Origin of the sequence: Paenibacillus sp. V4I7 (genome assembly GCF_030817275.1) — a bacterium.
In the GTDB taxonomy this organism is placed as follows: Bacteria; Bacillota; Bacilli; order Paenibacillales; family NBRC-103111; genus Paenibacillus_E.
In genome coordinates this window covers 4450616-4466283 of sequence record NZ_JAUSZD010000002.1, presented here as the reverse complement: position 1 = coordinate 4466283, position 15668 = coordinate 4450616, and the positions used below count along the sequence as shown (strand labels likewise).

The 15668-nt window shown below is 44.9% G+C and carries 11 protein-coding genes; all 11 read left to right on the top strand.

Going from position 1 to position 15668, the window contains the following annotated elements:
* Positions 1-20: 20 nt before the first annotated feature.
* Positions 21-3827, top strand: a complete 3807-nt coding sequence (locus QFZ80_RS21660) for a polysaccharide lyase family 8 super-sandwich domain-containing protein (protein ID WP_307560923.1) — start codon at positions 21-23, stop codon at positions 3825-3827.
* Positions 3828-4050: 223 nt separating this feature from the next.
* Complete coding sequence (locus QFZ80_RS21650) at positions 4051-4944, top strand: MurR/RpiR family transcriptional regulator (protein ID WP_307554274.1); 894 nt, start codon at positions 4051-4053, stop codon at positions 4942-4944.
* Between the two features lie 237 nt (positions 4945-5181).
* Complete coding sequence (locus tag QFZ80_RS21645) at positions 5182-5958, top strand: DeoR/GlpR family DNA-binding transcription regulator (RefSeq protein WP_307554276.1); 777 nt, start codon at positions 5182-5184, stop codon at positions 5956-5958.
* 50 nt (positions 5959-6008) lie between these two features.
* Positions 6009-7496, top strand: coding sequence for a sugar ABC transporter ATP-binding protein (locus QFZ80_RS21640; RefSeq protein WP_307554279.1), 1488 nt, complete (start codon positions 6009-6011; stop codon positions 7494-7496).
* Between the two features lie 175 nt (positions 7497-7671).
* Entirely contained in the window at positions 7672-9171 is a 1500-nt protein-coding gene (locus QFZ80_RS21635; protein ID WP_307560921.1) for a sugar ABC transporter ATP-binding protein, read from the top strand.
* 46 nt (positions 9172-9217) lie between these two features.
* Complete coding sequence (locus QFZ80_RS21630; protein ID WP_307445110.1) at positions 9218-10252, top strand: ABC transporter permease; 1035 nt, start codon at positions 9218-9220, stop codon at positions 10250-10252.
* Positions 10253-10256: 4 nt separating this feature from the next.
* Positions 10257-11249: an ABC transporter permease gene (locus tag QFZ80_RS21625; RefSeq protein ID WP_307554283.1), complete on the top strand. Its 993-nt coding sequence runs from the start codon at positions 10257-10259 to the stop codon at positions 11247-11249.
* 210 nt (positions 11250-11459) lie between these two features.
* Positions 11460-12518: a rhamnose ABC transporter substrate-binding protein gene (rhaS, locus tag QFZ80_RS21620; RefSeq protein ID WP_307554285.1), complete on the top strand. Its 1059-nt coding sequence runs from the start codon at positions 11460-11462 to the stop codon at positions 12516-12518.
* A 148-nt stretch (positions 12519-12666) separates the two neighbouring features.
* The gene (locus QFZ80_RS21615) at positions 12667-13671 is read left to right on the top strand and encodes a LacI family DNA-binding transcriptional regulator (protein ID WP_307554287.1); all 1005 of its coding nucleotides are present in this window, start codon (positions 12667-12669) and stop codon (positions 13669-13671) included.
* 85 nt (positions 13672-13756) lie between these two features.
* On the top strand, positions 13757-14671 hold the full coding sequence (locus QFZ80_RS21610) for an ABC transporter permease (protein WP_307554289.1): 915 nt from the start codon (positions 13757-13759) through the stop codon (positions 14669-14671).
* 12 nt (positions 14672-14683) lie between these two features.
* Positions 14684-15580 carry a carbohydrate ABC transporter permease gene (locus tag QFZ80_RS21605; protein WP_307556056.1) on the top strand — a complete coding sequence of 299 codons (897 nt, stop codon included), beginning with the start codon at positions 14684-14686 and terminating at the stop codon, positions 15578-15580.
* The last annotated feature ends 88 nt before the right edge of the window (positions 15581-15668 follow it).

The following is a 15668-nucleotide window of genomic DNA, read 5'->3' as shown; positions in this document are numbered from 1 at the left end:
GTTGGTGGAGGGGAACGTTAATGAACTTTCTATTTAAGAAATTCGTCGTGTATTCGCTGATTACATGTCTTCTGATGTATTCGTTCATGCTTTTGTTGGGGCCGGCACAATCGGCTAGCGCAGCCGATGAGTATGATTTGCTTAGGGATAGATGGAAGACGTATTTGACAGGGGGTTCAGCAATAAACGTATCGGATCCGGAAATTGCGGTGAAAATCGACCAAATCGAAACGAACGCGAACAGCTACTGGTTGTCGATGAACAAAACTGCGGGACGTACGTATTTGTGGAACGACTTGGCGGGCTGGAGCGCATCCAGCACGATTTCCTCCAACTACGTTCGGTTGAAGGAAATGGCGCTGGCGTATGCAACAACTGGTTCGTCGTTATACGGAAATACAAGTTTGGCAGCCGATATCCTTAGCGGCTTGGATTGGATGTACGCGAACAAATATAACGAGACGAAGGGCGAATCAGGCAACTGGTGGGACTGGGAAATCGGCGTTCCGCTGAACTTGACCGACGCGATGGTTTTGATCTACGATCAAATGTCCGCTACGCAAACGACCAACTATACGAAAGCGTTGGATAAATTCGTACCGGATCCGACTTATCGTACGAATTCCCCGTCGCTTAAGGAAACCGGGGCGAACCGTTTAGATAAAGCACTAATCGTCTCTCTGCGTGGCGTCGTCACAAAGTCGAGCACCAAGCTTGCCCAGGGACGGGATGCGATCAGTCAAGTTCTATTATATGTAAAGGACGGAGACGGCTTTTACGAAGACGGCTCGTTCATTCAGCACGATTATGTCGCATATACGGGAAGCTACGGTGCGGTGCTGATTGGTGATATGGCCAAACTGATGTATTTGCTAGGAGGTTCAAGTTGGAATGTCACCGATCCGAATCTTGCCAACGTCATTCGCTGGGTGACAGAAGCGTATCAGCCGTTTCTGTACAAAGGGGCGATGATGGATACGGTACGAGGTCGGGCGATTGCACGGGAAACGCAGCAGGATCATCAAATGGGCCGAGGGATCATTTCCTCGCTTGTGCTGCTGGCGGATGGAATGAACGCACAAGATGCAGCAACGATCCGGCAAATCGCCAAAGGCCAGATTGCTTCGGATACGACATTCGCAAGCTATACAGAAGGTCTTTCGATCTTCAATATTGGTAAAATCAAGGCGTTAATCAACGATTCCTCCGTAGTTCCGGCTGCGGAATTGCTGGAAACACATGTGTTTGCCGGGATGGATCGCGCCTTGCATTTGCGCCCGAATTTCGGGTTGGCGCTAGGGTTGTTCTCGACGCGCATTTCCGCATTTGAATATGGCACACCCGGTGAAAATAAAAAGCCTTGGTGGCAAGGAGCCGGAGCCGCCTATTTATACAATTCGGACCAAACCCAGTTTAACGGTGCCTATTGGCCGACCGTGAACGCGGTTCGTTTGCCGGGCACGACGACGGACGGGTCAACGGGTACGTTAAGCTCCTTCAAGTTCAATACATCGAATTGGGCAGGAGGTTCGTCGGTAGACGGTCCGTACGGGTCAGTCGGCATGCAGTTCTCAATGTCGAGCAATACAGGGACTCCATTATCTGGCAAAAAGTCTTGGTTCTTATTCGGCGATACGTATATTGCTCTGGGCTCCGATATTACGAGCACAGGCGGCCGCACAGTGGAAACAATCGTTGAGAATCGCAAGCTGAACGCAGGCGGCACAAATACGTTAACGGTAGACGGAATAGCGAAGCCCTCTACAATCGGTTGGTCGGAAGCGATGACAGGCGCCCAATGGGCGCATTTGGCGGGAAGCGTACCCGGTTCCGATATCGCTTATGTTTTCCCTGGAGGCGCTACTGTGAACGGACTTCGGGAGACGCGTACTGGTTCTTGGAATGATATTTATACAGGAACAAGCACAAACGTATTGACCGCAGATTATGCGAGTTTGTCGCTGAATCACGGCGTTAATCCGACGCAAGCCTCCTATGCGTATGCCGTGCTTCCGGGTAAAACAGCGGCTGAGGCTGCTGCCTATGCATCGAATCCGGGTTTTAACGTTCTCAAAAACACGGGGACTGTGCAGGCTGTAAAGGATACGGAAGCGAATGCGGTCGGAGCGAACTTTTGGACAGATTCCGCCCAAACGATACAAGTGGACGGTAATGATTACCTGACCAGCAACAAAAAAGCATCCGTGACTGTAGTCGAAAGCGGAAACGAGCTGCAAATCGGCATTTCCGATCCGACGCAATCCAATACAGGAACGATTGAAATCGAGCTTCACCGAGCAACAACCGGTGTCATTGGGCTAGATTCGGGGATAACTGTGAAGCAGTTTGCTCCTACAACTAAGCTGGAAGTGAAGGCAGGGGGTTCAATTGGCAAAACGTTCCTGGCTAAGCTGAACATAGGTCAACCGACTACGTCAGCAGCACCTCAGTTAATAGAAGTAACGAAAGGTGACGGCTCCGCCACGCTGAAATGGAGCGGGTATACGGGAGCTGCCGGCTACCGGGTTTATTACGGAACGACTGCCGGAAGCTATACGAATTCAGTAGATGTGTCTGCTGTAAGCGCAGGCGAAACCAGTTACACGGTAACGGGGTTGACGAACAAGGCTACGTATTATTTCATAGTGAAGGCCGTAAACGGTTCTGGGGAAAGCGCTCCGTCGGGCGAATTGTCGATCACGCTCCCTGATATGGTTTCTTTTGCCCCAACAGCGGATACGTATGTGCGCAACGGTTCATATGCGAATACGAATAATGGTACGGATCCTTCGCTCGTTGTCAAAAATGACGGTACTGGTTTTAACAGACAGTCCTTCTTAAAGTTTGACTTGTCCTCCTTCACCGGCTTGATCAAGTCGGCGAAAATAAGGCTTGTGCCTACTTCTATCGGCAAAAGCGGCATCTCACAGCAGGCGAATATAGCAACGAACGATTCTTGGTCGGAAACAGGTATGACTTGGAATAACCAGCCGGGTGTCGGAACACTACTAGCGAATTGGACGGCGCCGACCGTCGGGACGCCGGTCGAATTCGATGTGACGGGTGCGGTTTACGATGCAATATCGACGGATAAAACGTTCTCGATCCGTATTATGGCGACCACGAATCAGGGTTCCACAGGCGATGTCATTTACGCTTCCAAAGAGAACGCCACGGCGAATTATCGTCCTGTGCTTATTATTGAGAAACCAACGTATATACCAGCAGCAACGATCGATAATGCACCTGCCGGCTGGGTCAATCATGATGTCACGGTAACGCTCACTCCAGGCGACGGCGGCTCAGGTGTAGCTGGAACCTTCTACACGGTGAACGGCGGTATCGAGCAGCAAGGCACTTCCGTTACCATCACAACAGAAGGCAGTCACACCATCTCTTACTGGAGCGTTGACAAGGAAGGTAATGTTGAATCTCCACATACCGCGGTCGTGCAATTGGATAAGATGGCCCCAACGCTTAATGTCATTTTGGATAAAACTGCTTTGTGGCTGGCTAATCATCAAATGAATACGGTAAACGCTTCAGTGTATGCCAATGATAACCTTTCTGGAATCGCATCCGTTTTGCTTGCATCCATTACAAGCAGCGAGTCGGACAATGGACCAGGGGATGGTCATACGTCAACCGACATTCAAGGTGCAGAAATTGGTATGTTGGATACTGAATATATGCTTCGTGCTGAAAGATCCGGCAAAGGTAATGGACGCATATACACTATCACCTATACGGCTTTTGATCAGGCAGGTAACATAACTTCCGCTTCAGCAACTGTTACGGTTCCTCATGACCAATCTGGAAAGTTATAGAAAAGTAAGCAGAGGCCACAACGAATAGGATTCGCGACAAATGGTAAACGTCTACGAATAAGGAAAAGGGGGGCTTTGGCTCCTCTTTTTTTTATTTGCAGGACTTTCGGTTTCTATGATACCTGTGATGATCTTGTATGCTTTTTTCCAAAGGCACATCGTACGTGGTATGATTGAAGGAGCTGTAAAAGGATAATCGGTCAGTACGAAGGGAGTGGAATTCATGGCAGACAATCATCTTGCCCAGTCGCTTTCGGGGGGCTTAATCATGCTGCAGGAAATCGCGGAGCAATTGCCACCGTCTGAGCGAAAGATTGCCTTATATATCATTGAAAATCCCCATGAGGCGATTCGTTGTACGGCCAATGAGTTAGGAGAATTAAGCTCTACAAGCGCTTCTGCGGTTATTCGGCTGTGTAAATCACTTGGACTCAGTGGATTTCAGGAATTGAAACTTAGAGTAGCCGGAGATATGCGGAATTCAAATGAAGTCGGCTTTACTGACTTTGAACCGGACGAACCGCAGCCATCCATTGTTCAGAAAGTTACCGCGAATAGTGTTCGCGCGCTGCAGGAGACTGCAGAAATCATGAATTATGAGGCATTGGGCAAAGCGGTGGAAGCCCTGGAGCGAGCGCAAAGTATTCATTTCTTTGGTGTTGGTGCATCTGCTGTTATTGCTCAGGATGCGCAGCTGAAGTTCGTTCGTGTAAATAGATCGACAACTTCGAATACAGATTTTCATATTTCGGCTATGCTGGTCGCACAGTCAAATAAGAAGGATGTCGTCGTAGGTATTTCATTCTCGGGAGAGACCTATGAAGTTGGTAAACTCCTGGAGCTAGCCAAGGAGAAAGGCGCAACAACGATCAGCTTAACGAGCTATGGATTATCGCCGATCAGCGAAATTGCTGACATTAATTTGTTCGTGTCCGCCAAACAAGAAGAGGTCTTCCGCAGCGCCGCAACTTCTTCCCGGCTCGCTCAGCTTCATTTGATCGATATTTTATTCATGTGCGTGCTAACGAATCAGTATGAGGCATCCATTCAACATCTGGATGAGGTTCGTATGGGTGTCAATTTTATCAAACAAAATACGGCTTTAAAGAAGCAATAAGAAGTTAAATTAACTCCGAAAAGTTGAATTTGGAAGCTGTATGATGAGTTTAATAACGTGAAGCGGTAAAAAGGAGGAGTGAACCTCCTTTTTTGTGCATGAAACTACTCTCCAAGATGGGAGTACCGCTAACAAAGCACAGCGAAATTATCGGAAACGAACACAAACGAAAGAAACATGATATAATACACACAACTAATAATCATTGTACCTTCCTACCTATAAGGGGTTTTTATCATGTTTGCGATTGAACGATTGAATAAAATTAAAGAGCTGCTCCTGGCGGAGAAGCGGGTCGATGTATACGAGCTCAGTGAGAAGTTTTCCGTTACGGAAGTGACGATTCGTAGAGACCTAGATAAGCTAGAACAAAAAGGATTTCTAGTTAAGACATATGGCGGCGCCGTATTGAACGATAAATTGAATTCGCTTCCTTCTGACTCAAGCGGGGATACTGATCAGAAATTCGTGGAAGAGAAACGAATGATCGGTAAAATCGCAGCTCAAATGATTGAGGATGGAGAAGCCATATTCTTAAGCGCTGGCTCGACGTGTCTGGAGATCGCCAGGAATATCAAAGGAAAGAAAATCACTGTTTTAACGAATGACTTGGCCATTGGTCTTGAATTGAAAGATACGCCTGGTGTGAAGACAATTGTCATCGGAGGCGATTTGGTACCATCGTCAACGATGCTTGTTGGCGGGTTTGCTCTGCAAATGCTCAAAGGCATTTATGTGAACAAAGCTTTTCTAGGTGTAAAGGGTGCGCAGTTGGACTCCGGCTATACGGTTAGTCACTACGAGGAAGCGATGATTTTGCAGGAGGTTGCAAAAATTTCCAGCGAAATCATTATTGTTGCGGATTACTCCAAATTTAATGTCAAAGGCTTTGCCAGACTTGGCGATCTGACGATGGCTAAGAAAGTAATTACAAACACACAACTACCGAACGATTATAAGAAATATTACTTTGAGCAAGCCGTCAAACTTTTTACAACCTTTGATTTTCGGTAATCCCTGTTGTCTACACGCTGATTCTATAGAGAAGTAAAGGGGCATATAAGGTGGAAAACTTCTTACAAATGAAGGGCATAACGAAGAGGTTTAATGACAATGTGGTGTTGAACCAAATCGATTTCAGCGCAGATGCGGGTCAGGTTCACGCCTTAATTGGTGAGAATGGAGCCGGTAAATCAACACTAATGAAAGTATTGGCGGGCTTGTTTCAGCCTGACGAAGGAAGCATATACATAGACGGAGAGCTTGTTTCGATCCCCAATCCGAAGGAAGCCCAGGAATTGGGTATCGCGATGATCTACCAGGAGATTCGCTTATTTCAAGATCTCGACATTGCTGAAAACGTATTCATTCGCAGGGAACCGATTAAGAAATGGAATCGTTTAATTGATTGGGATAAGGCATATCGTGAAACACGTAAATACTTAGATGATTTTGGCTTGAACATAAATGCGCGAACACCTGTGAAATCATTAAGCTCGGGTCAACAGAAATTCGTGGAAATCATAAAGGCCTTATCCCATAAAGCCAAAATTATTATCATGGATGAGCCTACGGCTGCGTTAACCGAGCAGGAAATAGAGACATTATTTAAAGTCATTCGCGATCTGAAAAAGCTGGGTGTCGCAATCATTTACATCTCTCACCGTATTGAAGAAATTATTCAAATCGCTGATCAAGTTACGGTCATTCGTGATGGCGAGTCCGTTCAGACGTGCAGTGTCAATGATATGGAGCTTAACGATCTTGTTAAAGTCATGGTCGGTAAAGAGCTAGCAGATCGATTTCCTAAGCTCAAGGTTAAACTAGGTAAAGAAGTACTTCGTTTGGAAAATATGTCTTACTACGGCCGTATTCGCAACATCAATTTGGATGTGAAACGCGGGGAAATTATCGGATTAACGGGGCTAAGCGGCTCCGGTAGAAGGACGCTCGCTAAAGTACTATTCGGCATAAACGGACCTTTCGAAGGCAGCATGGTGCTGCAGGGTAAATCTTACACATCAATGACACCGCACAAAGCAAAGAAGAATGGGCTTTGCTATATGACGGGAATTAATACTGAAGAAGGCTTATTAAATAACGCACCAATTGGCGAAAATATTACCTTAACTAATCTAGAGCGAATTTCTAGTTTTGGTTTCCTGAATACCGAGAAGGAACGCAGGTTTGCGCAAGACATGATCGAACGGCTGGACATTGAAACAGATGAAGAAGAAAACGTCAATAATTTGAGTGGCGGTAAACAAAAGAAAGTGATTTTCGCAAAGTGGTTGTTTGCTAATGCGAAAGTCATGATCATAGAGGAACCTACCGCTGGCATTGATATTGGTTCCAAAATCGATATTTATAACATGATGAATGAGCTTGTGCTTTCAGGTGCCTCCATTATTATGATTTCATCGGATTTATCGGAAATTATGGGGATGTCCGATCGCATTGCCGTGATGTATAACGGTGAAATACGCAACGTGTTCCAGAGAGAAGAGGCTACTCAGGAGAAAATTTTGTATTATGCTTCAGGGGGCAAATAATCTGCGGATAAGCGTGATAGGAAGTGAAGGAGCCGCATAGAATGCGGCTTTTTACATGAAATGATCATAAAAGAACATAAAAATAAATAAAAAAACATAAAAGTATAGCCAATCAATCATTCCTATGGTATATTCTATTCAGAGAAGAGAATATCCAAGCGAGTAGGGGATAACAATGAGTGAATTTGTTCTTGAATTGAGAGCGATTTCAAAAACGTTTCCAGGAGTCAAAGCTCTTGATCTTGTGCATTTTCAACTGCGAGCCGGTGAAATTCATGCACTTATGGGAGAGAATGGCGCAGGGAAGTCAACTTTTATTAAAGTGATTACAGGTGTTCATCAACCGGATCAAGGTGACATTTATGTAAACGGTAACAAAGTGGTGTTTAATAATCCGAATGATGCCAAAAAAGTCGGTATTGCCGCCATTTATCAGCATGTGACCTGCTATCCAGACCTTAGTGTGACGGAAAATATTTTCATGGGTCATGAAAGGATACATAAACGAACAAAAAGAATCTTGTGGAATGAGATGCACATGGAAGCGAAAAAATTGCTCGATACGTTGGGAGCGAATTTCGAACCATGCACACAAATGGGGACTTTAAGTGTGGCGCAGCAGCAAATTGTAGAAATTGCGAAAGCGTTGTCAACGGAAGCTCGCATTATTATTATGGATGAACCGACAGCTGCCCTCACGAAGCGGGAGAGCGAGGAACTCTACCGTATTACCGAGCAGCTAAGAGACAGAGGCGTTGCGATTATTTTCATCTCGCATCGTTTTGAAGACATGTACCGTTTAGCGAGTAAAGTTACGGTTTTCCGAGATGCTAGATACATCGGAACCTGGGGCGTGCATGATATTTCAACTGATAAACTTATAGTCGCTATGGTTGGGCGGGAAATTACACAGCTCTATCCCAAAAAGGAAGCGAAGATCGGTGATGAAGTATTTCGGGTGGAAGGGCTTGGACGAACAGGATATTTCAAAGATATTTCGCTCCAATTGCACAAAGGAGAAATTCTTGGGCTTACTGGATTGGTTGGAGCGGGACGTACAGAAGTGTGCCAAACCCTTTTTGGTATCGAACAGGCCGATCAAGGGAGCATTTATGTGAAAGGAACACAAACGAACATTCGTAATCCACAAGACGCGATTAAGCTGGGCATTGGTTATTTGCCGGAGGATAGGCAGAAACAGGGATTAGTGTTGGATTGGGATATTGGGCGAAACATTACGCTATCTAATATTGATCATTATGCTAATGGCGGTTGGTTGAGCGAAGCCAGAGAAACGGAAGTTTCAAAGTCATTAGCCGAAAAGGTTAGTGTTAAAGCTCAAAGTATTTATGATTTGGTCAGCTCATTATCTGGAGGAAACCAGCAAAAGGTCGTATTTGCCAAGCTTCTGACAGCTGAACTCGACGTTCTCATTCTGGATGAACCGACCAAAGGCGTCGACGTGGGAGCCAAGTTTGCGATCTATGAAATTATGAACGACCTCGCTGCGCAAGGGTACGGTATCATTTTGATTTCGTCGGATATGCCTGAAGTCATTGGGATGAGCGACCGCATCATTGTTATGCGAGAAGGTAGAATAACGGGGCGTTTGGATCGAACACAGGTTACACAGGAAGCAATTCTGGAAGCTTCGATGAGTGATCAATTAGCATAAAAGTCTCGTGTCTGCTTCAGTAAACAAGGGGGAGGGAAATCAGGACATGAGCAACCAAGTGATAGAGAAAAGAACATTCAGTCCAGCCGGTGAAAGAAAAACGTTTGGCGCCAGCATTGCAAAGTTCCGTGAACTCGGCTTGCTGACTTTCATCATCGTTCTTTCGATCATTGTGCAATTAAACAATAACAGCTTTCTAACGCTGGAGAACATCAATGATTTAGTTACGAACACAGCCATTCTAAGTATACTAAGCGTAGGTATGATGCTGGTTATAATTACGAGGGGCATCGACCTTTCGATAGGGGCAACACTCGCTCTATCTGGGATGATCTCATCCATGACGGTTAGCGCCTTTCCGGGCTTACATCCACTCGTCGTTATGCTGTTGGGTACATCAGTTGGTCTGATCAGCGGTGTCATCATTGGTTTTCTTATTTCGAGAACTGGCGTGCTGCCCATCATCGCCACACTGGGGATGATGAACGTAATCCGGGGGCTTACTTTTACCGTTAGTGGCGGGAAATGGGTGAGTGCCCATCAAATGCCTGATAGCTTTAAAGCGATTGCCACAGGTTCTATTTTCGGCATCAACACTCTTATCTTTATTGCTATTATCATTTACATCGTTTTTTACTACTTCATCAATCATACGCGAACAGGCCGTCAAATTTATGCCGTGGGAAGCAATCCGGAATCTGCCAAAATTAGCGGTATCAACAACGATAAAATTTTATGGATGGTTTATGCCATTATGGGAAGCTTAGCAGGACTTGCTGGCGTGTTATGGGTATCCAAGTTTGCATCCGCTCAAGGTGATACGGCTTCGGGTTACGAGTTAAGCGTTATTGCTGCATGTGTACTGGGAGGCGTTAGCATCGCAGGCGGTTCAGGCAAAATTTCGGGTATTATCTTAGGATCAATTTTACTTGGAATATTGAACAACGCGCTTCCCCTTATTAATGTATCTCCTTTCTGGCAGATGGCCATTCAAGGAACGATTATTTTAATAGCTGTGCTTGTGAATGCCTTGGTTAAGAGGGGCGTCGATCGCAACCACCTCATGAGGAGGAAGATTTAAGCCTATGGAACTTAGAACGATTCAAGCGAAAAGAGATTTTAATTACAAAACGTTCTTCCTTCAATGGGAATGGCTGTTAGTCATTATTTTCATAGGGGTCAACATTCTGAATGCCAGCTTGTCCCCTTATTATATGAACGTTGATAGTTTAAGAGATGCAACAATGGGCTTTCTCGATAAAGCATTTATCGTACTTCCGATGGTGCTTGTCATGATTCTTGGTGAGATTGATATTTCAGTCGCCTCCACAGTCGCACTATCATCTGTCATTATGGCGGATCTGTACAGTCAAGGTGTACCAATGGGACTTTCCATGCTCATCTGTTTGGTAGTTGGAACAATATGTGGGCTCGTTAACGGATTTCTTATTGTCAAGTTTAAAGAGCTGTCGTCGGTCATTATTACACTAGCGACCATGATTATTTATCGCGGAATTGCTTATATGCTCTTGGAAGATCAAGCGAAAGGGCAATTCCCCGACTGGTTCAGTTTCTTTGGATGGGAATATGTCATGGGCATTCCTTTTATTTTGATAGTTTTCATTGTCTTCGCCGTCGTCTTCGCCTTACTCTTACATAAGACAACATTCGGTCGAAGAGTATACGCGATGGGTAATAATATGACCGCTTCGCGCTTTTCAGGGATTCAAGTAGATAAAATCAAGGTCATTGTTTTTGCTCTAACAGGACTGATGGCTGCAGTAACCGCGATCTTCTTAACCTCACGGATGGGGAGCACACGGCCCAATGTAGCAACAGGTTACGAGTTGGATGTGATTGCCATGGTTGTCCTTGGTGGTATTTCTACCGCAGGAGGCAAGGGCAGAATGATTGGCGCCATTATCGCAGTTTTCCTAGTTGGTATGCTTAGCTACGGATTAGGTCTCGTCAATGTGCCAGCCCAAGTCTTGCTCATTATTATAGGACTGCTGCTTATTTTCGCGGTTATTATACCGAAATTGAAATGGAACAAGAAGAACCTTCGTAAGGCTTCGTGATGGTTATACACCAGTTGAGGTAGTCGAAGACGGAAGACACACATAAGGTGATGCCGCTATAAGTATTGTAGATATCATAACCTTCGATGCTTGTAGCGGCATCATCTACCCACAACTATAGAATACCCGGGTATAGTATGTTGGGGCGTGCATTTCTATTTGACGCTGATGCTTAAATGTATATGAGAAAAAAGGGAGGATTCAAATCTTATGAAAAAAGTACTTGCAACATGCCTAACCGCGGTGCTCTCGTTAACACTTTTGGCGGCTTGCGCATCGACGACTTCGGATCCTAAACAGACAGATGCTGCCAAACAAGCAGACAGCTCAGCAGGCGGCAAGAAGAAATATGCCATTATTTTCAAAAATACAGGAAATCCGTATGGCGAAAAGCAAATGGAAGGCTTCAAAAATGCGATTACCGAGCTTGGCGGCGAGCCGATTCTGAAAGCGCCTGATCAACCAACGGCTGAAGCGCAAATCAAAATGATTGAAGAACTTATCTCGCAGAAAGTGGCTTCTATTGCCATCGTCGCTAATGATCCGGACGCGCTTCAGCCTGCTTTGAAAAAAGCGATGACCGCTGGGATTAAAGTTCTTTCCCTTGATTCCGCTGTTAACTCGAAAAGCCGATTGGTGCACATCAACCAAGCTGACCCTGAGCGTATTGGCCGCGTAGAAGTGCAAGCCATTTCCGAAATGATTGGCGGTAAAGGTGAGATCGCGATTCTGAGTGCTACTTCCCAAGCTACCAACCAAAATTTATGGATTGAGTGGATGAAGAAGGAACTCGAGGATCCGAAATACAAAGAGATTAAGCTTGTTAAAGTGGCCTATGGTGACGATCTTCGCGATAAAAGCGTATCCGAGACAGAAGCTTTGCTGAAATCATTCCCGAACTTGAAAGGGATTATTTCACCTACAACGGTTGGAATCGCTGCAGCGGGTAAAGTGCTTACAGATAAAGGTCTGAAAGATAAAGTACAGCTGACAGGTCTTGGTCTTCCGAGTGAGATGGCTCAGTACATCGAAGGTGGCGTTAGTAAATGGATGTACCTGTGGAATCCGATTGATGTTGGATATTTGGCCGGTTTTACCGCTGACGCGTTGGTGAAAGGTACGTTAACGGGTAAAGAAGGCGAGAAATTCAAAGCTGGCAGACTCGGCGAGAAACAAATTGTGAAAGATGGCGACGGTACCCAAATCATGCTTGGAGATCCGTTCAAATTCGAAGCTTCCAACATTGCGGAGTGGAAAAAAGTGTACTAAAGATAAAATGGAAAACCCAAAATTCCCTCAAAGGGGATTTTGGGTTTTTTCAAACATAAAAAGTCATTGACAACGCAAATAATTCAACCATATAATAAAAGAAAACGGTTACGTAAACGTTTTCTCGAAGAGAAGAGGGTCGAATGTTATGCGATCGGGTATTAAGCAGGTAGCAGAGCACGCGGGCGTTTCGATAGCATCAGTGTCACATGTTATTAATAACACCCGTTATGTGTCGGATGAAGTTAAGCGCAAAGTTTACGAAGCAATGGAAGAACTTGATTACCGCCCTAATTCGGCAGCAAGGAGCTTGCGCAGTCAGAAGTCTAATACAATTGGCCTCATCGTGCCAGTTCTCCCATCGGATACCTCTAATTTCTTCTTTATGATGGTAGCACAAGGTATTCAGTATACATTGAAGCAACATGGTTATCATTTGCTGCTGAGCAACAATACAACGGAACAAATTGAAGATGAGAAAGAACAGATTAAATTGTTTAATTCCAAGTTAATTGATGGCTTATTTATAGCATCAATTGCTGAAGATGTCAGTTATTTAAATGATATCGTGCGTTCTAATTATCCTGTAGTGTTCATCGATCGCAAACCGACAGGTTATAACGGGGATTGTGTGCTGGCTGACGGCATTGGAGGTGCTTATGAAGCAGTCAAAACGCTCGTCCTGAAAGGTCATCGCCGAATTGGGCTGCTAACCGGGGAACTCGGTATTACGACGAGCAATGAGCGCTATGATGGGTACAAAAAAGCACTAGCAGATCATGATATTCCGTTTGATTCATCCATTGTGAGGATGGCGGAATCTAACTTTGAGAGCGGATACGAAAGCGTTATGGCGCTGCTTGGCGAGCAGAAGATTACTGCTCTGTTTATTGCCAATAACGTATTGACAATGGGCGCTATGAGATACATACAAGAACAACGGATTCAAATTCCAGCGGAGCTGGCCATTATTGGCTTTGACGATTATGATTGGACACAAATTACGTGTCCGCCTTTGTCGGTCATCCGGCAGCCTTCTTACGAGATCGGCGTGAAAGCAGCAGAGATTATGTTAGAACGGATCGAGAAGCCAAGCACTATAAGCGAAGAATACAGACTACCTACCTCGTTAATTCTACGAGATTCATGCTAAAAAGCTGCTCTGGCTTTTTTTTGAACATCAGAAAAACGTTTACGCAAACGATTTCCCGAAAAAGGAAGGGGCTGCATCACAACAAATGAACAAGTTCAAGGAACCACTTAAACAGATCAGAACCAACTATGAATTATACCTTCTCATTCTGCCCACCGTGATCTATTTTATCATTTTTAAATATTGGCCTATGTATGGGGTTCAAATCGCATTTAAGGATTTTATCGCTTCCAAAGGTTTCTGGGGTAGTCCTTGGGTAGGAATGGAGCATTTTCAGCGGTTCTTCGATTCTTTCAACTTTTGGAACGTCATACAGAATACGTTAGGACTTAGTGTTTTCTCTTTAGTGGTTTCATTTCCAGTGCCGATCCTCATCGCGTTGATGCTCAATCAGCTGCTCCATGAAAGGTACAAACGATTTATCCAGACGGTCATTTATGCTCCGTATTTCATCTCAACCGTCGTCCTCGTTGGTATGTTGTATGTGTTCTTATCGCCGGGAAGTGGACTAATCAACCACATCGTTCAACTTTTTGGAGGCGAGCCGATTTACTTTTTATCGAAGGCAGAATGGTTCAAAAGCCTCTATGTGTTCTCCGGTGTATGGCAAGAAACCGGCTTCGCCTCAGTTATCTATTTAGCGGCACTAGCCGGTATCGATCCGCATCTTCACGAGGCGGCGGTTGTGGATGGAGCTACGAAATGGCATCGCATCTGGCATATCGATATTCCTGGCATTCAGCCGACGATTCTCATTTTGTTCATATTGGCGATTGGGAATCTCATGAATGTTGGCTTTGAAAAAGCTTTTCTCATGCAAAATGACCTGAATGCCAGCTCGTCTGAGATTATCGCTACGTACGTGTACAAAATCGGCTTGCAGCGAGCGGAATACAGCTTCTCAGCAGCAGTAGGTTTGTTCAATTCCTTGATCAATTTCGTTCTACTACTATCCGTTAATCGCATCGTCAAAAAAATAAATGGCAGTGGCCTATTTTAAAAGAGAGGAGGCATTCGCCCAATGATTACAGCTAAGAGTACCGCTGATAAATGGTTCGACGCTTTAAACATCCTTGTGTTGAGTGGCTTTGCATTGTTGATTCTGTATCCGCTTTATTTCGTCGTTATTGCTTCTGTCAGCGAGCCAGATCAAATCTATGCCGGAAATGTGTGGCTATGGCCCCAAGGGTTTACACTCGAAGGTTATAGAAGAATTTTATCAGATCCTCAAATCTGGTCTGGTTATGGAAATTCGATCTTGTACGCAGCTGCAAGTGCCCTAATCAGTGTTTTCTTAACGATCGGAGCGGCATATCCGCTCTCCCGTAAGGATTTTTATGGACGCAATACGTTCATGCTGTTCTTTGTATTTACGATGTTTTTCTCCGGCGGCTTAATTCCTACTTACTTATTGGTCAAAAATCTGGGCATGGTGAATACGATTTGGTCGGTTATTCTGCCATCTGCAGTCGATGCTTTTGGAATTATTATTGCCCGGACGTTCTTCCAATCAACCATACCCGATGAACTTAGGGAAGCGGCATTCATGGATGGCTGCAGAAATACGCGCTTTCTATGGAGTGTTGTCATTCCATTATCCAAACCCATTATTGCGGTGCTTGTGCTGTTTGCGGTTGTTCGTCAGTGGAACGGATTTTTCGATGCATTAATTTATTTGGAAAATGAAAAGCTGTATCCGCTGCAGCTGGTTCTCCGTAATATTTTGATCCAGAGCCAGCCTATCGGCGACATGATATCGGATATTGACTCTCTTTTAGCTAAACAAAGGGTCTCTGAGTTGATCAAATATGGGGTCATCCTCATTGCGGCGGCCCCACTTCTCATTTTATATCCATTTTTACAGCGTTATTTCGTTAAAGGTGTTCTGATAGGATCTGTAAAAGGTTAGAAAACGGAAGGTAAATAGGAAAGGTGGTGGTGGTGGTCTTACGGTGATACCAAGATTTGCATCCATGGATCAATCATGAGCGTAATGG

Bases quoted from the DNA above. Each gene is read 5' to 3' on its own strand.
- QFZ80_RS21660 (WP_307560923.1), top strand. From the start codon at position 21: ATGAACTTTCTATTTAAGAAATTCGTCGTGTATTCGCTGATTACATGT.
- QFZ80_RS21650 (WP_307554274.1), top strand. From the start codon at position 4,051: ATGGCAGACAATCATCTTGCCCAGTCGCTTTCGGGGGGCTTAATCATG.
- QFZ80_RS21645 (WP_307554276.1), top strand. From the start codon at position 5,182: ATGTTTGCGATTGAACGATTGAATAAAATTAAAGAGCTGCTCCTGGCG.
- QFZ80_RS21635 (WP_307560921.1), top strand. From the start codon at position 7,672: ATGAGTGAATTTGTTCTTGAATTGAGAGCGATTTCAAAAACGTTTCCA.
- QFZ80_RS21630 (WP_307445110.1), top strand. From the start codon at position 9,218: ATGAGCAACCAAGTGATAGAGAAAAGAACATTCAGTCCAGCCGGTGAA.
- QFZ80_RS21625 (WP_307554283.1), top strand. From the start codon at position 10,257: ATGGAACTTAGAACGATTCAAGCGAAAAGAGATTTTAATTACAAAACG.
- rhaS (WP_307554285.1), top strand. From the start codon at position 11,460: ATGAAAAAAGTACTTGCAACATGCCTAACCGCGGTGCTCTCGTTAACA.
- QFZ80_RS21615 (WP_307554287.1), top strand. From the start codon at position 12,667: ATGCGATCGGGTATTAAGCAGGTAGCAGAGCACGCGGGCGTTTCGATA.
- QFZ80_RS21610 (WP_307554289.1), top strand. From the start codon at position 13,757: ATGAACAAGTTCAAGGAACCACTTAAACAGATCAGAACCAACTATGAA.